Origin of the sequence: Niabella beijingensis, from assembly GCF_020034665.1 — a bacterium.
GTDB classification, from domain to species: domain Bacteria; phylum Bacteroidota; class Bacteroidia; order Chitinophagales; family Chitinophagaceae; genus Niabella; species Niabella beijingensis.
The window spans coordinates 2,762,130-2,783,197 of the sequence record NZ_JAIQDI010000001.1; the positions used below are offsets into that span (position 1 = coordinate 2,762,130).

The window sequence follows — 21,068 nt, forward strand, 5'->3', positions numbered from 1 at the left end:
AACATTTCTCCGGGATAAATGATATCAAAACAGAAACCCTTTTATAACAATTAAAAAACAGTGTTTATGAAAAAGAATATCCTCCCTTTGCTGCTCGGGTCAATTGCAACCTTATTATTTGCCTGTAAAAAAGACAATACCCCGGTAGACCTGCCCTACGATCATCACAAAGATGTGGAAAAAATGATCCGTTTCTTTAAGGATAATGAACCGGAGAACGAGAAATTTACCGTGGATGCTGCCGGCGGCGGTACCCTTACGTTACAGAACGGCACCAAGATCACTTTTGGACCCAATGCCTTTGTAAAGCCCGACGGAACAGTGGTGAGCGGTAATGTGACCGTCTCGGCCCGGGTCTTTATCAGGGCAAGTGAAATGATCCTTGGCGATAAACCTACCATAACCAGCGATGGAAAGCTACTGGAAACCTTTGGAGAAGCAATGGTGACCGCAGCGCAGAACGGGCAACAACTGGCGCTGAATCCCCAGCAAAAACCCCCGGCTGTTGTAGCACCGGTAGGAGCCGCCAATGCAGACGGCGCTAACCGGGACATACCCATGTGGGACGGAGATACAACAGTATATACCGAGACCAGCGGCTACAACCATGAAAACATATTAACCACCATCACCCAATCCTACACGATCAAAAAAGGAATGGAATGGACGCAGATCCCCGGCTCCTTTGGTGTTGCCGGTGTGTCCACCACTTATTTCCCGCTCGATAACCTGGGCGACTGGAGAAACTGTGATGCCCTGTACAACGTAGGCGGTACAAAAACCACCGTGCTGGGCTATTTCGGGGATAAGTTCAATATCCAGACCGGCAATAATTATTCGGGTCAGGATCCCACACAGCTGTTCTTTAAAGTGGCCGGCGTAAATACGATTGTAAAACTATACAACCCCATCTTTAATCCCATTGCCGGAAAAGAGGGATTGCTAAGCTATCAGAACAGTATTCCGGAAGGCGTGAACGGAACCTTCCTGGCCATGAGCGCGGTAAACGGGAAGTTCTATGCAGAAATGCGGGATGTGACCATTACCCCTGCGGCGGGAAAGAACTTTATGGGGATCACCTTCAACCTGCAGGAGGTTTCTGAAACCCAGCTGCTGCAGCTTATACAGCAGATGAATTCAAAATAATGGCGTGTTTGTAAACCGTATCCATCAATTCCTAAGGGGGCTGTCTCTACAGCACCCTTTTTTAATTGAGCAAAAAAAAGCAAAAAAAAGCATTGGAAAGATCCCGGAAATAAAAAAGGTCTTTCTGTAGAAACAGACCGACCTCTAACGATTGCTTGCCATATGAAAAAGTTAATGAATAACTTCTGATACAAAAATAGTCATAATTCATGCCATTTTAAAACAATGTCATTTTTGCAGGCATGGAAAAAAGCGAATTATTTAAATATCAATAGGTTTTAATCAAAAAACAGCCAATGCTTAACAATCAGCATTTGAAGGAAATTAAAAAATCAGGGAAAAATTTCAAATTTTTGAAAAAACAGTTGTTAGCTTAACATTTTGTTAATATAAACCCTTATTTTAGTGCTTACAAATTTAACCATGAAACAAACTCATTATGACCTCTAACGATTGTCTCAGCCTAAAATGAACAGAAGCGGATTTTTACAAAAATTCGCTTTTTTGTTTTTATCACCTGCCGGAAACAAAAAAGGTCCTTCCGTAGAAACGGACTGACCTCTAACGATTGCTTGCCATATGAAAAAACTTAAAAAACTTCTTTGGTGTGCTGCCTGCAGCTTTTGTCTCACTTTTTCTATCCCTTCAATTGTTACACAAAGTTAGGTGCGTTTTACACATTCAAAAACACAATGTAAGGTGTATTCTATCATATTCAATTGAAGTAAAACCTGCTGAAAGGCTTACCAGCAGCCACTTCCGGCAAAAAACAGCCCGGATATCCAAGGCACAAATGACAACGAAAAAATCATTGAAAATTGTATAAATAAATGCTTAAACAATGGATAAATTCGAAAAGTTTAAAAAAATGTTTTGGAAAAAAAGCCTGAATTCAGAAAATACTGTTATTTTAGTTGCCTGTAATCAATTAACTTTTTATTAACCGGTATCAAGTTCGTTATTACAGCTGAATAACCCCCCGGGTTATTCGGAGATGACCTCTAAGTTTGATTGCCTCTGACGGTTGCTTTCTTTTTTTCCTATGAAGATGACACTGCTTCAATAGCCCGCTATATAACGATGATTGAAAAGATTGATGGCCTTTAAAATGTTCTGGAAACAAAAAAGGTCCTTCCGTAGAAACGGACTGACCTCTAACGATTGCTTGCCATATGAAAAAACTTAAAAACTTCTTCGGTGTGCTGCCTACAGCTTTTGTCTCACTTTTTCTATCCCTTCAATTGTTACACAAAGATAGCCCTTTTTTAGCGGGCAGTCCAAACCAACTATTGAAGGGATATTGTATGGCTAACCTGTTATAGAAAAACTAAAATGCCCGCCTGTATTGGATTACAGCGTAATTTCGTGCGTATGCCCAAGGTGATTTTGGGCATTGCTGCTATTTTTTGGAAGGTTTGCATTTAACTTTGTCATTATGCCGAATAAGCCGGGAGACATCCTGTTTCAATTGATAAAATCGTTGGAGAAGTCTGAGAAACGACATTTTAAGCTTTATATTACCAGGAGTTCCGGTAACGAGGACCTTAAAGTGATCAAGCTATTTGACGCATTGGACAAATTACAGCAGTATGATGAAAAGCTGGTGCTGAAAAAACTAAAGGATGTGACCAAGCCCCAACTGTCCAATCTGAAGTCGCATCTTTACAAAGAAATACTGGCAGGCCTGCGACTGTTAAAAAGCAGCGAAAGTCTTGATCTTCAATTAAATGAGCTGTTCGACTCTGCACATATCCTTTATAAAAAGGGCCTGTTCTACCAGAGCCTGAGGGTGATCGATAAAGCCAAGGAAATGGCCAAGCTTAACCAGAAATTCTTTTTTCTTCCCCAGATCCTGTCGCTGGAAAAACGCATTGAGGCACTAAACGTTACTGACAGTTTTGTCAGCCGGATGGACGAGCTGGCAGAGGAATCGAATGAAGTGAACACCAAGCTGAACATGGTCACCCGGCTTTCGAACCTTTCCCTCCAGGTGTACGGGTTTTATATTGCCAACGGCCATGCCCGTAACGAGGTGGAGGAGGATAAGGTGAAGAAGTTTTTCCGGCAGAACCTGCCTTCCGGCTCTGCACAGCAGGAGGGGTTTTACGAACGGCTGTATTATTATCAGAGTTATACCTGGTTTGCCTTTATACGGCAGGATTTTCTTTTATACTACCGGTATGTTCAGAAATGGGTGGATCTGTTCTATGAAAAGCCCAATATGCAGCGTACGGAAACCGGCCATTTTATTAAAGGGTATCACAACCTGCTGAACGCGCATTTTGATCTGCGGAATTATGAGAAATTCAGCATCGATCTGCAGCGGTTCGAGGAGTTCAGTCATACAAAACGGGTACAGAGCAATGAAAATTTCCGGGTACAATCATTTGTATATATCGCCAGCGCCAAGATCAATTACTTCACCATTACCGGCCAAACGGCTGCGGGACTCCGGGAAGTACCCTATATTGAAGACAAGCTGGCCGAGTACAACCTGTTCCTGGACCGCCACCGGGTGATGGTGATCACTTATAAGATCGCGATGTTGTATTTCCTTTCCGGAGACTACAGCACAAGCATCGACTATCTTCAGAAGATCATCAACGACTCTTCGGAGCTGCGGACCGACCTGCAGTGTTACGCACGGCTGGTGCACCTGCTGGCGCATTATGAAATGGGAAACCTCGAACTGATGGATTCCCTGACCCGTTCGGTTTTCCGGTATATGTCCAAAATGAAAAACCTTACGGTAATTGAGCAGGAGATCTTCCGGTTCTTCCGGGGGTCTTTCCGTTTTACCAGCAGGGAACTGATACCCGAATTTGAGCGGTTCCTGGATAAAGTAAAACACCTGGAGAAAAACCGTTATGAAACCCGCTCCTTTGCTTACCTGGATATTATTTCCTGGCTGGAAAGCAAGGTGGAGCGCAAGCCGATGCGAACGATTATCGAACAGAAATTCCGGGAAAGCAAACGCAGCCGGAAAGTGGTTCCGGTGCATGAGGATAAGTTAACCTGATATCAGCTCAGGGGCACTACCCTCCGCTCGCTGCTGCTTTGCAGGGCAGCGTCAATCACCTTCATGGTAAGGATCGCGTCGGAAGCCGGTACCGGGTTGGGACGGTCGTGGCGCAGGGCTTCATATACCTCTTCGTAGTAATCCATATAATTACCCATCTCGGACCGGGTCTGTTTCCTTACATCTTCCCCGTTGATGGTGGTGTGGAGCACCCCGTCAAAACCTTCCGGTGTTGTGATCCAGGTTTCTATGGAAGGAACAACGCCCTCCAGCAGCTTTGTTTCCTGGAGGTCGGAGCGCTGTTGCAGGAAGGTTCCGTTCTCCCCCTGTAAAATAAAGGGATAAGGCGATTCTTTTGCAAAAACGGTTCCTTTTATACGCACACGGAACGGACGGGGGTAATACAGCAGTACTTCAAAATAATCGTTTGCCTCCATGTTTTTACGCATGGTGAACACATCGGCAAAAACCGCCTCGGGAGCTCCAAACAGCTGGATGGCCTGATCGATGAGGTGGGCGCCCAGGTCGTGCAGGTTGCCTGCCCCCGGTTTATCCCCCTCTTTGTGATCCTTGCCACTGTGGCCGGTGCGGTAGCGGTCGTACCGGAGCTCCACTTCTTTCAGTTCGCCCAGCATGTTTTCCGTCACTACATCCTTAATGGCGCGGAAATCACCATCGTACCTGCGGTTCTGATAAACGCTCAGAAAAAGATTTTTTTCCCTGGCGAGGCCGTCTACCGTTTCCGCTTCGGCTGCCGTAACCATGAACGGTTTTTCCACCACGATATTTTTTCCGGCCTCAAGTGCTTTTACCGCGTACTCAAAATGTGTTTGAACAGGCGTGTTAACGATCACCAGTTCGATCTCCGGATCAGCGATAAGCTCTTCAAAAGAGCGGTATAATTTTGAATCCGGATACCGTTCACGGGAATCGTTTTTATGCCGTTCCACAATTGCCCTCAGCTCGTAGTGCGGGTTGGCGTTGATAAACGGGGCATGAAATAATTTACCACTCATGCCAAAAGATGCGATTCCCGTAATAATTGGATGGCTCATTGTATTTGATTTTGAAAGGACGTATTGATGGAAAAGGACTATTGCCTGCCTGGTAATGAAATGTCCCGCTGCTGTGCCCGGAACCACCGGTCGGGGATCTCGTCCTTTGAGGCCAGGAGATAGTCTTTATAACTGCAGGGCACCAGCTGGTTACCGGGAAGCTCCATCCACCAGCGCCCTGTTTTTTTGCTTTGATAAAAAGTAGTGGCAATTTCAGAGAAGATCATCTGGTACTCGTTAAATGCCTCTTTATCGGTAAGCGCCGCTTCTTTTTTTCTGCGGTGGATGCCATCCAGCGCATACCACAGCATATGACCGATCTGCCGGGCGGTCAATTCATCCCGGTCTTTTTTTACATCGTATCCATAGATGCCGATGGTATTAACAGCGGCGCTCATTCCGGCGTACTGCATGAGGATACAGGCTTCTTCACCATTTAAACCATTAGGGGTAAGCTGGTTGGCAGGCGCATAGGCGTTGGCGATCGCATTAATATCAAAGGAGAACAGCTGGCTGCTTCGTATAGCCGGTTCGATCTGTTCGATATCTTCTTTTACGTGCCCTACCCGGTAGAAATCAAATTTCAGTTTATCCAGCGTCTGCAGCATTCCCGGATGTACCAGGTAGCTCTGAAAGCCAATATGATTATAATGACGGATATAATTGGGCTCCCCGGTAAGCATCTCCATCAGAAAATGGTCGTTGACAAACGGCGATTCCATATCCAGATCGATTACAGCATCCACCACGGAGGCCTCGATAATGGTTTTGTGTGTGGCGTAGGCGCCATACTGTGCCAGTGTAAGATCATGCGAGCCTCCAAGGATGATCACCATCTTACCTTCTTCTATCAAGGCCGCGATCACGGTTTTTAACGCAGCCATCGTGTCGGAATAAGAAGCGCCCTGCCGGATATCACCGATATCCGCTATCCGGATGCCCTCATGCCAGAAGAACAAGGAATAAAAATGCCTGCGGATCAGATCAGGTGCTGCGCTGGGCGCGCCGAGGATTCCGTTGCCCCGCTGCTCCCCGCAGCCGATAAGCACGACCTCGGTATGTTCCAGATCCGGAAAAAATTCTTCATGAAGCTCAATGCTGCTGCCGATCTGATTGGGCTTGTAACTTTCGTCACCGGCTATTTCCCGGAGGTTCACCGGCGATAAGAATGCTTCAATATTCATGTGATCCGACATGCTTGCAAGATATAAAGATTTGAAGAACCGTTCATAAACTTTTTCGGTATTATGCACGAAGAGTCGCCGTGTTTCCCCGGTTTTAAAAATGGAACACGTATTTTTGATGCCAAAATCAATCACTATGAGGAAGTTTTTATGTATAGCCCTCCTGTTAAACATTAGCTTTTGTTTGCATGCCCAGGACGAAACCGTTAAAAAATTACAAGCAGATGCCGACCGGAAAATTACAAAAGACCCCGGCGACACCACAAAAAAAACCTGGAAAACCGGCGGCGTTTTTAACCTGAACATAGCGCAGGGATCCCTCAGCAACTGGTCTGCGGGCGGTGACAAATTTTCACTGGCGCTGAATTCATTACTGAGTGCCTATGCCTTTTATGAAAAAGGAAAGCATCATTGGGACAACACACTGGACCTGAATCTGGGGTATATGAATACCACCTCGCTGGGTACCCGGAAAAATGATGACCGTATTGATCTCGTTTCAAAATATGCCTATGATATCGGTAAAAAATGGGATGCGGGTGTGCTGTTCAATTTCCGCTCACAGATGCTGAAAGGGTATGACTATACCGATTCATCAAGAACGCTTACTTCACAATTTCTCTCACCGGCCTACGTATTGCTGAGCCCTGGTGTGACCTATAAGCCCACAAAGGATTTTTCTATATTTGTTTCCCCGGTAACGGCCCGCTGGACAGTGGTGATGAATGATTCACTCTCTTCCCGGGGTGCCTATGGTGTGGATACCGGCAAACATGTAAAAACGGAATTTGGTGCTTTTGCCACCCTTAACTTCTTTAAAGAGTTCAGTAAATCGATTTCGTTCAAGAGCCGCGCGGACTTTTATTCCAACTATCTCGAAAATCCGCAGAATATCGATGTATACTGGACCAACCTGTTGACGATGAAGCTGGGTAAGCTTTTTGCGATCAATTATGCGCTGGACCTGATCTATGATGATGATGCCCGTCTTTTCGGACCTGATGGACAATCAGCGCGGCCACAGATACGATCGATGCTGGGTATCGGACTTTCTTACCGCTTTAGCAACCGATAATGGCACAAAAAAAGCTGGTCCGTTTTGCAGAGCTGAACACATTTAATAATGTGTTGCAGTTTCCCGGCGATATAAAGGGAAACTGGAAGAACCATTTTAAAAATGAATACCCTCTTACCCTGGAACTTGCCTGTGGAAAAGGAGAATATGCGCTTGGTCTGGGGCGTCTGTACCCCGCCAGGAATTTTATCGGGGTGGATATAAAAGGAAACCGGTTATGGGCCGGGGCAAGAAAAGCGCTCCGGGAAGAGCTGGATAATGTGGCCTTTCTGAGAGTGCAGATCGAACAGTTGCACCAGTATTTTGCTCCCGGAGAAGTGAGTGAGATCTGGATCACCTTTCCGGACCCGCAGCTGCGTTTTTCAAAGGCAAAAAAAAGACTGACCCATCCGCGCTTTTTAAGGATCTACAAACAGCTGCTAAAGCCCGATGGTATCATTCACCTCAAAACCGACAGTCCCAGCCTGCACCGTTTCACAAAAGAAGTACTGGAAATGTATCAATGCACGGTTTTAAAGGACAGTGATGATCTTTATAAAGAAACAGCGCTTCCCGAAGAACTGAGGATAAAGACCTATTATGAAAGTCTGGATATAGCGGAAAGCAACCGGATCCATTACCTTGCCTTCCGGCTGCCGGCAGTGCTTGCCGGGGAAGAAAGAGACCTGGAGTTAAAAGAAGCGATCCGGTATGAGCTTGACTGAGGGGGAAGATTATTATATGAATGAGGATGGTAAACTGGTATTTACCGCCAAGTATCATTTACAACGGGGTTATTGCTGCAGCAACGGCTGTTTGCATTGCCCGTATGATTATGAAAATGTTCCTGAACCCAAAAAAACACAGTTGCTGAATGAGCGTGAAAAAAAACAGCGGCAGCCGCCCGGGACTTAAGGCCCTCCGGCCTTCGGGTAAAACGGAAGAAAGTATTTTTGACCTGATCTACGAGATCGCACGCCAGATCCCCAAGGGAAGGGTAACTTCCTACGGAGCGATTGCCAAAGCGATCGGTTCGGGAAAATCGGCAAGGATGGTGGGCTGGGCCATGAGCAATGCCGGAAGGGTAAAACCCAAAATTCCCGCGCATCGTGTGGTGAACAGTACGGGCCTGCTTTCCGGCAAACATGCTTTTAAAACCCCCACGCAGATGCAGGAACTGCTGGAGAAAGAAGGGGTGAAAATAAAAAATGATAAGGTTGTGGATTTTAAAACCCGGTTCTGGGATCCGCTGGCCGAGCTGATTTAATTAACAGCCTATTTCATGTAAAACAAGAGGCAGCGCCTGGCTTCAGCTTCCAACAACAACTTCAGTTTGTTGATCAGAGCCATCAATACAGCGCAAAGAGCTGTAGGCTTGGATCATAAGGTAAGGCAGGGGCGCTATAACGCTTGCCTACAACACTCCTGCGCTTCGTAAGAGGTATCACGCTCCAGCAGAAGGTAAGCTATCAGTGATGCTGGTATGCGGAATTAACTATAACGATTTCGCGGTCTGTTTACGTCTCAACGCTTAAAATACATAAATTCGCTTCCATCTTAAATGGAATAAGAAAACGCTTGCTGTTTTACAACAGGGCAGCTTATGGATTGTTTGACAATATAATTTACAGGAATGAGTACAACAAGAAGAACGTTTATACAGCAGACCGCACTGGCAACAACAGGTGTGGCGCTCAGCGGGTTGTTTACAAAAGTGAACGCCTCCAGCTACAACCGCATCATCGGCGCGAACGGCAAAGTGAACCTGGCACATATCGGTATTGGTAACCGGGGTGCAGAAATTATCGGGGATTTTGCAAAGACCAACCTGGCGAATGTGGTGGCCTTATGTGATGTGGATATGGGAGCCAAACACACACAGGCAACGATTGCCAAATTTCCCAATGCCACACAGTTCCAGGATTTCAGGAAGATGTATGATAAAATGGCGCAATCCATAGATGCAGTGACCATTGCTGTGCCTGATTTTGCGCACTTCCCCATTACGGTGCATTCCATGGCATTGGGGAAGCATGTGTATGTAGAAAAACCAATGGCCCGCACCTTTCATGAAGTGGAGCTGATGATAAAGGCCGCAAAGAAATACCCGAATGTGGTCACCCAAATGGGTAACCAGGGACATTCGGAAGCCAATTATTTTCAATTCAAGGCATGGGTGGAAGCCGGGATCATTAAGGACGTTACAGCCATCACGGCACATATGAACAGTCCCCGGCGCTGGCACGGATGGGATACCAACATAAAAAAATTCCCGGTAGCTGAGCCGATTCCGGAAACCCTTGACTGGGATACCTGGTTATCGTCCCAGCTTTACCACGATTTTAATAAAGACTTTCATTATGGCCAATGGCGCTGCTGGTACGACTTTGGTATGGGAGCACTGGGCGACTGGGGCGCACATATTTTAGACACAGCGCACCAGTTTCTGGACCTGGGGCTGCCGGAAGAAGTAAATCCGCTGAAACTGGAAGGGCATAACGACTATTTTTATCCTATGTCCAGCACCATCGAGTTTAAGTTCCCCAAACGGAAAAAAATGCCGCCGGTGGTGATCACCTGGTATGATGGTATTAATAATCAACCCAAACTTCCGGAAGGATTTGGTATTTCAGAACTGGACTCCAGCATTCCTACAGTAGGAGGCAAACAGATCCAGGCAGCAAAGCTGAACCCGGGTAAGGAGATCTACAGCAAAACGCTTACATTCAAAGGCGGGTCCCACGCCAGCACGCTGAGCATTATTCCTTCAGAAAAAGCAAAGGAGATGGAGTCCAAACTGCCGGAAGTGCCCAAGAGCCCGTCCAATCATTTTGCCAACTTCCTGCTGGCCTGTCAGGGCAAAGAGAAAACCCGGTCGCCTTTTGAAATAGCCGGCCCGCTAAGCCAGGTATTTTGCCTGGGGGTAATGGCGCAGCGACTAAACCAGCCAATTAAATTTGACCGGGCTACAAAAAGGATTACCAATAATGCATTTGCTGATGCCTTTTTAACAGGCATACCTCCCCGTAAGGGATGGGAGGATTATTATAAGATATAACCACTGTTTCCCGGGGGGCCTGCTAAAAAGGGTCCCCGGAACAACAGGATCCGGTATAAGTAGTGTATTTTTGAAGTACAATTATTGCAACAGATGCTACGGTTTCTTTTTCCTGTTTTGAGCTTTTGTTGCCTGCAGGTAAAGGCACAACAGGTTACGCGATCTTATCCTGCAAAAAAAGATACTGCCGGGATATTTGGGAGTATGCAACCGGTAGCTGCCGCACAAACGGTAAAGCCTGTAGCTTATCCGGCCTTATATTATCAGCGGCTGGGATTTATGTGCCGCCAGGAATGGAAACTGGAAAAAGCAACAAAGACCTCTTTCCGGGTGCGGCTGGGAAGTGTGGAGTACACCGACCGGATGGAGGGCAAGACCCGGCCTGTTCCCCGTTAACAAAGACATCAGCGTTCCAGTACCTGCTCTACAGCCTGTTTCAGCTTATTCAGCACTAATAAGGCTTCCGGAGCTGTAAAATTCCCAAAACCCAGGCGCATGGCGCTGAGCTGGTTGGTCTGGTAAAGAAGATGCCGCGGCAATTGCAGATCCATGGCTGCGCAGGCCTTGCTTACACGTAGCAGGCTGACCGCCTTATCCCATCGGGTCCATACAGCGAGCCCGCCCGGCGGCGGGAAAAACTGCAGTGCGGTTCCCAGTTGTTCCTGTAACAATCCGCAGAAATGATCTCTTCTGGCCTGATAGATCTTCTGGGTCTTTTTTAAATGCCGGTGGATCTCGCCTTCGGCGATGAGTTCACCCAGTACCTGCTCCATGATCATGTCTCCCTGCCGGTCGATGATGGCCTGTACTTTTTGCATTTCTGCAATCAGGTTATCCGGGGCGATCAGAAATCCTGCGCGAAAGCCGGGAGCCAGTGTTTTGCCGAATGAACCCAGGTAAACCACCATGCCTTCAGTATCCGCACTGGCCAGGGGAAGGATCGGACTGCTCTGATAATGAAAATCATATTCGTAATCGTCTTCCAGGATAATAAAACCGTAGGCCGCTGACAGCTTCAGCAGCGCTATCCTGCGCTGTGCGCTCAGCACTACTGTAGTAGGATAATGGTGATGGGGGGTCAGGTACAACAAGCGTACAGGTTGTTTTTTGCAGATGCGCTCCACTGCATCCACGATGATCCCTTCCTCATCTACCGGAACGATCTTCAGCTGCGCGCCCGACTGCTGAAAGGCCATGTTTGCACTGTAATATCCCGGTGTGCCTACCAGCACGGTATCCCCCGCGTTTATTAAGGTCCGGGCGGCCACATACATACTCATTTCCATTCCGCGTGTCACCAGGATGTTTTTCGGAGAAATATGCAGTCCGCGGGTGCTGTTTAAAAAATTAGAAAGCTGGGCTTTAAAAAAAGGGCTGCCCGGGAGTGTGTTATAGCCCAGGTGCTTCCGGTTCACTTTCCTGCGTAAGGTGGCCGTATAATAGCGCGCCAGCTGGTCGGTGGGCGAAAGGCGATAGTCCGGTTGTCCGTCTGTAAACAAATGGGAGTGCCCCTGTTCTTCCTGCACTACATCCAGAATATTGTTCCGTTCAAAATGAAAACCGGTACTGGAGGGGTAGCCGGTGAGAGTGACCATATCCAGCTTTTTCCTTCCGGCACTCCGGCCGGAGGCCGGTTTTACAAAAGTACCTTTATTCGGAAGCGTCGTGATCCAGCCCTGGGCATCCAGTTCTTCATAGGCAGCTACCACGGTTTTCCGGTGAATGCCGAGATAAAGGCTCATGGCCCGGGTTCCGGGCAACTGCTGCCCGCCGGGTAAGAATCCCCGCTGGATGGCATTGATCACCTGGTGCACTACCTGAAGATAAACCGGAGTACTGCTGTCCCTGTCGAGAGGGATAATGGTTTTATATGGTAATTCAACCGGACTACTCATTATCTAAAAACCGGACTATCCCGGTCATCCGGCAAGATAATAGTTTTGCTCCGGTTTTTTAATAACAGGATCTTATCCCTTGATATGGAAGCTGTAAAAACAATACGGAATGACTGGACCGCCGAAGAGGTTGCAGCAATCTATCACCGGCCGCTGATGGAGCTGGTATACCAGGCTGCTACTGTACACCGGGAATGGCACGCGGCCGACGCTGTGCAGGTGTGCACCCTGTTGTCCGTTAAAACCGGCGGCTGCCCGGAAGACTGCGCTTATTGCGGGCAGGCAGCGCGTTACCAGACCGGCATTACGGTTCAGGCCTTATTGCCGGAAGAAACAGTGGTGCAGCAGGCAAAAAAAGCCAGGGCCGCCGGCGCCACCCGCTTTTGTATGGCAGCGGCCTGGAGGAAAGTACGGGATAACAAGGATTTTGACCGGGTGCTGAACATGGTGAAGGCCGTAAGTGAACTGGGACTGGAAGTGTGCTGCACACTGGGAATGGTAACAGAAGCGCAGGCCGTCCGTTTACAGCAAGCGGGGTTGTATGCCTACAATCATAACCTGGATGTTTCAGAAAATTTTTACAGCGAGATCATCAGTACCCGCACCTACCAGGACCGGCTGGATACCCTGCACGCGGTGCGGAAGGCCGGGCTCTCGGTATGTTGCGGCGGCATCATCGGTATGGGCGAAACAGCTGAAGACCGTATCGGTCTGCTGACCACACTGGCCACATTACCGGAGCATCCGGAATCGGTACCGGTCAATGCCCTGGCGCGGGTGGCGGGAACGCCACTGGAAGGTCAGCCTAAAGTGGACACCTGGGAGCTGGTACGCATGATCGCTACAGCCCGGATCCTGATGCCGGCCGCAATGGTGCGGTTAAGCGCCGGCCGCGTGGAAATGACCGAGGAAGCGCAGGCGTTTTGCTTTATGGCCGGGGCCAATTCTATTTTTACGGGTGAAAGAGAAGTATTGCTGGTAACCCCCAACCCTTCTGTAAATGAGGACCTGCAACTACTGGAGCGGCTGGGCCTAAAACCATTGCAACCAAACCCGCGAGCGTTGTCAGCCGACGGAACACCATTAAATTAATTTATTTCTTAAGGAAGATCGCATGAAAAGAACAGCATTGATTTTATTGACGCTTACCGTGTTTATAAACCAGAACAGCCGGGCACAGGATACATTGCTTGACCCGGTAACCGTTACCTCTTCCCTGGTGGAGAAGAGAAGCTCCGAAACAGGAAGGAATATCACCATCATCAGCGGGGAAACGATGGCCGGTCTGCCGGTACATTCCGTTGACGAGCTGCTGAAATATATACCGGGAGTAGAAGCGCAGATGCGCGGACCACAGGGATCGCAGACCGACATATCCATACGCGGCGGCACCTTTCAGCAGGTGCTGGTGATCCTGGACGGATTGCGGCTGAATGACCCGAATACCGGGCATTTTACGGGGTATATTCCCATCAGTCCTGCGGAGATCGACCGGATCGAAGTACTGAAAGGGGCTTCATCGGCTGTGTACGGCTCCGATGCGGTGGGGGGTGTCATCAATATCATTACCAAGGCCTTTAATAAAAACATGCAGACCCGGAAACAGCAGGTGAGTGCACAGGTTGCAGCGGGAGAATATGGTCTGTTCAATGCAGATGCGGGGGGATTTTATCAGAATGATAAAATTAATGTGGGAGCAGGGCTCCTGACCAACAATGCCACCGGTGTTGCCCAGCGCGGGATCCGGGGCTATTTTCATAATACGGCGGCATCAGCCGGATTAATGGTAAAACTGAATCCTTACTGGAACCTGGCATTGCGGACGGCCTATGATAACCGGGATTTTGCCGCGCAGAATTTTTATACTACTTCGGCTTCCGACACGGCATCGGAAAAAATTGCTTCCTGGTGGAACCAGGCACGGCTGCAGTATCAGAAAGGGAACACACAACTAAGTGCAGACGCTGGATATAAAGACATGGAAGATCAGTATGCCTTTAATCCTTCCGCTGTAGCCAATAGTAATAAATCGCAATTGTTTCAGGCGCTGGCTACCTGGCAACAACGTTTTTCGGAGCAGACACAGCTGGTGACCGGGTTCAATTTCCAGAACCGGGAGATCCGCTCCAACGACCGCGGCAACCATAGTTTAAACACTGCGGCCCCTTTTGTCGCGCTGATCCAGCAGGTAGGCCCGCATTTTACCCTCAATCCATCTTTAAGGATGGAGCTGTATGGTTCGCTGCCCGCTGAATGGGTACCCCAGCTTACGGCCTCTTATAAACTGAACGACCTTCAGCTGCGCGCCAGCGGCGGAAAAACCATACGCAATGCGGACTTTACCGAACTATACAACAATTACAATAAAACGGGTGTAACAGGCGGAAGCATCGGAAACCCTGCCCTGCAGGCAGAACGGTCCTGGACCTATGAGGCTGGGCTGGACTGGTTCTGCGGGTCGAACCTGAAGATCTCTACCAGCTTTTTCCAGCGCTTCCATACCGGGCTGATCGATTGGGTGAATACACCTTATGCCGGCATGCCCCGTAAAGAAAATCTGATAAGGGACAGCAGCTATGCACTGGCAAAGAATGTTGCTGCAATAACCACCTCCGGGTGGGAAGCGGATGCAGCTTATACCCGGCAGTTTACAGACCGGCAGTCGCTGCGGCTGAACGGCGGTTTTGTATGGCTGTACAGCAGGAGTAGTGAGCCCAATCCTTCTTTTTATATTTTATCGCATGCCCGGTTCCTGGCCAATGGAATGCTGACCTATACTGCAGGGCCGGTCTCCATAAGTTTTACCGGGATCTATAAAACCCGGAACCCACAGGCGAAAACCAGTATTGATGCGGTTATAACAAAAGACTATTTCCTGCTGAACGGAAGGGCTTCCTACAGTTTCCTGAATGACCTGTTTACCGCATTTATACAGGCAGACAATCTTCTTGACCGGCAATACAGTGATCTGCTGGGTGCGCCCATGCCGGGACGATGGATGCAGGGCGGACTGCGTTTCCGGTTCCAGAAGTAAGCACCTCTTATAAAACATTAGGGTTATTGTCAGGTCAGAAGCTTATACCGGCTGCAGGCGTTCTGAATGGTTTCTTCCAGTGGCCGGTACTGGAAGCCGGGGAGTGCTTCCGGAAGCCGGGATCCGTCGAAAAGTGTTTCGCTGTTGGCTACCTTGGCGCTTTCCCTTGTAACCAGGGGTTTGCTGCGCGTGATCAGGGATTTCAGCCATTCCATGCGCCAGGCCAGACCGGACAGAAAAGGGGATGCGTGCCGGTGTGGTCTTTTTTTCCCAAATGCGTCGGCCATCGTATCCAGCAATTGCCGGAAGCGCCAGTTGGCATTACAAACAATAAACCGTTTTTCGGAGATGGAACTGTTCAGCAGCATTGCGGTTGCTTTTGCCACATCCTCCACATCTGCAAAGCCGTTAATGCCGGAGGTATACCAGCCGAATTCTTTATAAACATTTTTAAAAATGGCACAGCTTCCGTCATTCCAGTTGCCGTAACCCAGGATGGTGGCGGGGTTGAGCACAACCCCTTCCAGCCCTTCCGCAAAACCGCGCCATACTTCCAGCTCGGCCCTGAACTTGCTGATGGCATAATGTGTGTTGTTCTTGCTGTCTTCCCATTTCGCGGTCTCATCTACCGTGCTGCTGTCCTTTTTGCGGCCTATGGCTGCAACAGAGCTGATGTGTATCAATCGTCTTACGCCAGCCTGCAACGCCATGTTCACTACATTGGCGGTACCTTCCACATTCACCTGGTACATATGCCGGCGTTCTTTTTTGGAAAAAGAAACAATAGCGGCACTGTGGATGACGGTATCAATACCCTGCATGGCCTCCTCCAGTGAGGTGATATCGAGGATATCGCCCTCGATCCAGTCCACCCTGTTAAGAAGTTCCTGATCAACAAATGTGGGTATTTTAGAGGCAGGCCTTTTCAGCGCTTTAACAGAGACGCCCTGCTGCACCAGTTCTTTAAGGATATAGGCGCCTAAAAAGCCGGTACCACCGGTAACCAGTATGTTTGCGGTTTGTTGTTTGATGTGCTGACGTTTTGGCGAAAATAGCTATTTATTTTTCAAGAATCCAATTTGCAGCTGCTTCCGGATTGCCGGCATTTTTCTTTGATTGTTCCGATGCCGTAACGGAATGATCCTGCTGGTATGACGGTCCTTTTTTGCTGTCTTTAGTTTATGGTATTCCGGATTGTTATTGATCTGGTGTTATATCGATGATATCGCCCGGCGTACAATTCAGTGCCCGGCAAATGGCTTCCAGTGTGTCAAAACGGACCCCCTTCGCCTTCCCGGTTTTTAAAATAGAAAGGTTTACAATGGTGACGCCTACTTTTTCGGACAGCTCTGTCAGCGACATTTTGCGTTTGGCGAGCATCACATCCAGGGTGATAATAATCGGCATGGTTAAATAAAGGTTGTTTATTTAGGTGCGACATCAGATGCCGGCAGTACCGGTCTCCGGATAAAGCTGCGTTGGGGAAGGCTGTTCTTTTTCACATCTTCCTTGTTCAGATGATGAAATCATTTTCCATTTTTACCGCTCCGGTATATTGCAGGATGTCAGCGATCAGGAAAATGCAAAGGATCAGAAACCACGACAGCGGTTGATCGAACAGGGCCGAGAGTAGTGCACCCTGGTAAAAATTGTGATCGGTGAGGTGTTGTGTTATCGTGTCCTGTTTGGAAATGATCGTTTCGTTCCAGTTGCTTACTGCGGCATCAATCAGCAATACCAGTACATTAAGCCAGCCGATAAGCTTGATCTTTTTATAATAGCCCATATTCCATTTTACACGGCCCGCCACATTCCTGATAATACGCAACAGCAGGTACCCCATTACAAGCAGGATCCCCGATTTGATGAACTCCAGGATATTCAAGGGTAATACCCGGTTGCGGTAATCCTGTATAGACGCAATATTGGAGGAAAGCGAGTTGGTGATCAGCACCACGAGGTTTACAATAAAAGCGACGCAAAGAAAACCAAGCGCCATCAGGCTGCTGCCGGTAATTTTAAATTTTGGAGGCATATCGATTTGAATTGAGGCCCCAAAAATAGCATGAATTTAAAATAAAACAAAAAATATTTATCGTTTTATTTTAAAAAATAAGTGTTTAATGTTGTTAATACCCTGGATTTTGGGCGATATTAGGGTTTACAATCAGCTCTCTTTCCGGAATAGGAAGGCGTGCATGATGCGCCTGGAATCCAAAAGAAGCCAGTTCAGTTCCCGCAAAGCCGGTACGAACAAGTGTGGCAAAATGATAGCCTTCCCGGGATGCCTCTGCTTTTATAACAAGGTTTAACTGATCGAGTTTGTTGTTTTCATTTAACGTAACGGGCATCCTGCCGCTGCGCCGCTGAAGCTGGTTCAGTGTGTTTTGTGCAGCATTCAGATTTCCGGTATGGATATTGGCTTCTGCATTCATTAATAATACTTCCGCATACCGGATGGTTGGGAAAATGGTACGGTTGTAAAAGTAGGTTTTGAATTCACCAGCCAGGGGTTCCATGTTTGTCCAGATGAGCTCTTTACTGCCGGCATCCTGAAAAACGGAACCGGCATCAGTTTCCAGCGCATAGTTACCGCTGCCAATAACGGCTGTGGAGTATCTGAGCGCGTTTGTAAATGCATTTTTCAGTAACGCCGTTTTGGCCAGCAATGCCGTTGCAGTCCATTTTGTTACAAAATTTTTGCTGGTAGTATTCGCGGGCAAATGAGTAGCCGCAAATTCAAGGTCCTGCTGGATAAAGTCCAGCACCGTGGCCTTGGTGGCTCTGGCAGGATAATATTCGGTATTCATATTTGCCTCAGTCATCAGCGGCACATCGCCAAAGCAGGTAACCAGGTTTATATAGGCATAGGCGCGCAACAGCCGGGCCTGCGCCCGGTAGGGGTCCGTGTCCGCGTTGTTTATCTGATTACAGATAGCGATCACCACGTTTGCATTCCGGATGGTTTTAAAAGGGAGCCCCCAGATATCCGCAATAAGCCCGGTGCCGGCATTAAATGAAAACCTGTTAAACGCCATCCATTGTCCGGTAGCGGTAGCATCCTGGCTCATATAACCATCGGCCATTACCCGGACCCTGTCAAAATCCGCAGCTGTCTTATAAATGCTGTTTACCAGAGGTTGTAATGCTGCGTTCCAATCCTGTGTTTCCCTTCCTGCTAAAATAATGGCCGATGCTGCTTCATCATCGGTTGTTTGAACCGAACGATAAGGAAGGGGCATGTAGTCCTGCTGGCTAAGGACGCCATCTCCATTGAGATCGGTCCAGTAAAAACTGCCCGGCGTAGCATTGGGTTGTGTGGGGGGCCATGCGCCGGGCAGGATCAATGAGTCAGATGATAATCCCATCAGTACACCATCCGGGCGGGCGGTCATAATGAACTGGGCAAAAAGGGTGTCGGTATTGTTGAGATTCCCGGCAGATAAATAGTATTTGCCGGGAATCACTTCATTAAACAAGGCGATACCATCGTTGCCAGTAAGGATTTTGTAAGCATATTTGGGAATGTTACCGGTAAGGGTGGCGGCAAAATCTTCACGGGTATGGAACAAATAAACGGGGTAACCGGCAATGGGTACACCCTTGGGGGCTCCGACAGACCATTTAGTGGCATCGTATACCGTAACAGCAATGGATCCTTTGGGATGCGTATTTGTCAATGACCTGGAAAGTTTATAGGCTACCGCTTTGTCGGAATGAAGTAGCGTATTTTTTTCAACCAACAGCCCGTTTACCCAAATGCTGTCACCGGATTTTATTACCTGGATGGTCTTTCCGCTTTCGGTTTTCAGGCACTGTCCGTTCTGGAGTTGCGAAAAATTGATCAACCCTTTTATGATGTGGTCCCGGATATTGCTGGTATTCAGAGCGGGAGAAGAAACCGTATCTGAATAACTGTTTGGGTGGGATGCGGATGCGGTAACAGCTCTTGCTATCGTTTTTGAAGAACCACCGTTCTCAAAGGCCGTATTAGAGACCGTAAACAGGGTGATACCGGCATCCAGGTCTTCCTTCGAAAGAGGGGTTTGTTTTAATACATCGGTAAATATGGATATAGAGGCGTCTGTTTTTAGCAGGCCGGCAAGGTCGGCAGCATTCCGGATCGCTTCCTTTTCCGGATCGACGTCTTTATCTTTCTTACAGGAAAAAAGGGCAACGATGATTCCTGAAACGAGCAGGCAAGTGCGGATTCTCATAGCAATTAATATTTTATCGAATATATGCCGATAAAATTAAGTATTTTATGAAACAAAACCTCAGGTGAGCCCCTTCCGTTTCATACCCGCCCAGGTGGCCAGTTGCAAAACAGCAATAATGATAAGAACGGGAATAAGATTCCTGGTAATATCTCCCAGGCGGCCGCCTTCCAGGAACAGCCCATAAAAGGCCTCCAGGCACCAGTAAAGCGGAGAGATCCGCATCACCCCCTGGAAAGATGCGGGCATGGCGAATGCGGGAACCAGTAATCCTCCAACAGCTGCAAACAATACAATGCTGATGGCCCCGATGCCATTGCTCTGCTCCTGGGTGCCGGCAAATGTACCAATGCAGGTGGCAAAGCTGGTAGCGCACCATCCGCAAAGGAAGGTAACCAGCAGCAGCCCGCCTTTATCGGCCGGTATATTCAACGCCGGAAGCCCGATCACCGGAAACAGCCAGCGACCGATGCTGAAAATGACGGCGGCCTGCAGCATCGTGATCAGGATATAGGTGATCTGTTTGGAGATAATGGAAACCGACAATGAGGTGGGCATGGTCTTCAGCCGGAGGAAACTGCCGCTTGTTTTTTCCCGTACCAGGCTGCTGCCAAGGGAGATCACAATAAAGAACATTGCAAATAAGGTCCAGGCCGGTATGTTATGCTGGGTGGCATTGGGAACCGGCAGGCTGTTGTCTTTGGAGACAGCTTCCTGGTTTACCGGCGTCTCGTTGGAAAGGATCTGTTGCTCCAATGACTGTGGAATGCTGGGTTCATTGTTGATACTGCTGTACAGGGAACGCACAATGTACTTGCTTTGAACGATCTGCAATACACTGTTGAGAGCGCCGTCGATCCCCTGCCGGAACGACTTTTGTAATACCGGATGATAGTAGAGTGTAAGCGGACTGACAGGAATTTTTGATGGGCCGGCTGTACTGTCAGCCACGGCAATCGTTTTCAATGCCTCACCGGAAACCCGCTCTGCCTTGGAAAGCACATCAGTGGTGTATTGTGCAGGGATAATAATGCCCAGCAAGGCCTCTTTATCTTCCATCCGGCGTTTCATATCAGCCGGATTGGCGGCGGCGGGAAGTTTTTTCAATGTAAACATACCTCCTTTTTCCAGCGAAGCGATCAGCTCCCGGGAGGCCTCTCCGGTATCCCTGTTCAATATCAGGAGGGGAACTTTTTTATCATTCACCAGTTCAAAAGTGCTGTTCTGCACGGAAGCAATAATGATAGCAAGCACGATGGGCATGAGGAACATGAGTGCCAGTCCTACTTTATCCCGCAACAGGATGCGGCCATCTTTTTTTATGCTTGCCCAAAGTTTATACATGTTTCTGGTTTGAGGTTTATTGTTTCTGGTTCAAACCATAAACGATAAACAAAAAACAATAA

The 21,068-nt window shown here is 48.2% G+C and carries 18 protein-coding genes; 10 read left to right on the forward strand and 8 right to left on the reverse strand.

The features are described 5' to 3' along the window. Positions 1-66 precede the first annotated feature (66 nt). Together K7B07_RS11485 and K7B07_RS11490 are read left to right on the forward strand one after the other, a co-directional pair. Complete coding sequence (locus tag K7B07_RS11485; RefSeq protein ID WP_223709738.1) at positions 67-1,146, forward strand: hypothetical protein; 1,080 nt, start codon at positions 67-69, stop codon at positions 1,144-1,146. 1,435 nt (positions 1,147-2,581) lie between these two features. Then, positions 2,582-4,165: a hypothetical protein gene (locus K7B07_RS11490; protein WP_223709739.1), complete on the forward strand. Its 1,584-nt coding sequence runs from the start codon at positions 2,582-2,584 to the stop codon at positions 4,163-4,165. Between the two features lie 2 nt (positions 4,166-4,167). Here the strand turns inward: K7B07_RS11490 and K7B07_RS11495 are convergent, their stop codons facing one another. Together K7B07_RS11495 and K7B07_RS11500 are read right to left on the reverse strand one after the other, a co-directional pair. Beyond that, positions 4,168-5,220, reverse strand: coding sequence for a Gfo/Idh/MocA family oxidoreductase (locus K7B07_RS11495; protein WP_223709741.1), 1,053 nt, complete (start codon positions 5,218-5,220; stop codon positions 4,168-4,170). A gap of 38 nt (positions 5,221-5,258) precedes the next feature. Then, entirely contained in the window at positions 5,259-6,416 is a 1,158-nt protein-coding gene (locus K7B07_RS11500; RefSeq protein WP_223709742.1) for an arginase family protein, read from the reverse strand. A gap of 124 nt (positions 6,417-6,540) precedes the next feature. Here K7B07_RS11500 and K7B07_RS11505 point away from each other — a divergent pair, with 124 nt between their 5' ends. The 6 genes from K7B07_RS11505 to K7B07_RS11530 all read left to right on the forward strand — a co-directional run bounded on the left by K7B07_RS11505 (position 6,541) and on the right by K7B07_RS11530 (position 10,912). Then, positions 6,541-7,479 (forward strand): DUF3078 domain-containing protein, encoded by a 939-nt coding sequence (locus K7B07_RS11505; RefSeq protein ID WP_223709744.1) that lies wholly within the window; start codon positions 6,541-6,543, stop codon positions 7,477-7,479. After that, a complete protein-coding gene (trmB, locus tag K7B07_RS11510) occupies positions 7,479-8,183 on the forward strand; it encodes a tRNA (guanosine(46)-N7)-methyltransferase TrmB (RefSeq protein ID WP_223709745.1) in 705 nt (234 codons plus the stop codon). Before K7B07_RS11505 ends, trmB begins: the two co-directional genes overlap by 1 nt. A 16-nt stretch (positions 8,184-8,199) precedes the next feature. Further along, the gene (locus tag K7B07_RS11515) at positions 8,200-8,373 is read left to right on the forward strand and encodes a DUF5522 domain-containing protein (protein ID WP_262903557.1); all 174 of its coding nucleotides are present in this window, start codon (positions 8,200-8,202) and stop codon (positions 8,371-8,373) included. Further along, the gene (locus K7B07_RS11520; protein WP_223709747.1) at positions 8,333-8,725 is read left to right on the forward strand and encodes an MGMT family protein; all 393 of its coding nucleotides are present in this window, start codon (positions 8,333-8,335) and stop codon (positions 8,723-8,725) included. Before K7B07_RS11515 ends, K7B07_RS11520 begins: the two co-directional genes overlap by 41 nt. Positions 8,726-9,091: 366 nt before the next feature. After that, positions 9,092-10,516, forward strand: a complete 1,425-nt coding sequence (locus K7B07_RS11525) for a Gfo/Idh/MocA family oxidoreductase (protein WP_223709748.1) — start codon at positions 9,092-9,094, stop codon at positions 10,514-10,516. 93 nt (positions 10,517-10,609) lie between these two features. After that, positions 10,610-10,912 carry a hypothetical protein gene (locus K7B07_RS11530; RefSeq protein WP_223709749.1) on the forward strand — a complete coding sequence of 101 codons (303 nt, stop codon included), beginning with the start codon at positions 10,610-10,612 and terminating at the stop codon, positions 10,910-10,912. An 8-nt stretch (positions 10,913-10,920) separates the two neighbouring features. On the opposite strand, the gene K7B07_RS11535 is transcribed toward K7B07_RS11530, so the two are convergent. Continuing rightward, positions 10,921-12,411, reverse strand: coding sequence for an aminotransferase-like domain-containing protein (locus K7B07_RS11535; RefSeq protein ID WP_223709750.1), 1,491 nt, complete (start codon positions 12,409-12,411; stop codon positions 10,921-10,923). 84 nt (positions 12,412-12,495) lie between these two features. Between K7B07_RS11535 and bioB the strand changes: the two genes are divergently transcribed. Together bioB and K7B07_RS11545 are read left to right on the forward strand one after the other, a co-directional pair. Then, a complete protein-coding gene (gene bioB, locus K7B07_RS11540; protein WP_223709751.1) occupies positions 12,496-13,503 on the forward strand; it encodes a biotin synthase BioB in 1,008 nt (335 codons plus the stop codon). A 22-nt stretch (positions 13,504-13,525) separates the two neighbouring features. Further along, a complete protein-coding gene (locus K7B07_RS11545) occupies positions 13,526-15,445 on the forward strand; it encodes a TonB-dependent receptor plug domain-containing protein (RefSeq protein WP_223709752.1) in 1,920 nt (639 codons plus the stop codon). A gap of 29 nt (positions 15,446-15,474) precedes the next feature. On the opposite strand, the gene K7B07_RS11550 is transcribed toward K7B07_RS11545, so the two are convergent. From K7B07_RS11550 to K7B07_RS11570, 5 genes are all read right to left on the reverse strand, one after another. Next, positions 15,475-16,476, reverse strand: coding sequence for an SDR family NAD(P)-dependent oxidoreductase (locus tag K7B07_RS11550; RefSeq protein WP_223711359.1), 1,002 nt, complete (start codon positions 16,474-16,476; stop codon positions 15,475-15,477). Between the two features lie 166 nt (positions 16,477-16,642). Then, a complete protein-coding gene (locus K7B07_RS11555; protein ID WP_223709753.1) occupies positions 16,643-16,852 on the reverse strand; it encodes a helix-turn-helix domain-containing protein in 210 nt (69 codons plus the stop codon). A gap of 106 nt (positions 16,853-16,958) precedes the next feature. Continuing rightward, the gene (locus K7B07_RS11560) at positions 16,959-17,480 is read right to left on the reverse strand and encodes a hypothetical protein (RefSeq protein WP_223709754.1); all 522 of its coding nucleotides are present in this window, start codon (positions 17,478-17,480) and stop codon (positions 16,959-16,961) included. Positions 17,481-17,574: 94 nt separating this feature from the next. Then, positions 17,575-19,662 (reverse strand): RagB/SusD family nutrient uptake outer membrane protein, encoded by a 2,088-nt coding sequence (locus K7B07_RS11565; RefSeq protein ID WP_223709756.1) that lies wholly within the window; start codon positions 19,660-19,662, stop codon positions 17,575-17,577. A gap of 60 nt (positions 19,663-19,722) precedes the next feature. Further along, positions 19,723-21,006: an ABC transporter permease gene (locus K7B07_RS11570; protein ID WP_223709757.1), complete on the reverse strand. Its 1,284-nt coding sequence runs from the start codon at positions 21,004-21,006 to the stop codon at positions 19,723-19,725. Positions 21,007-21,068 lie beyond the last annotated feature (62 nt).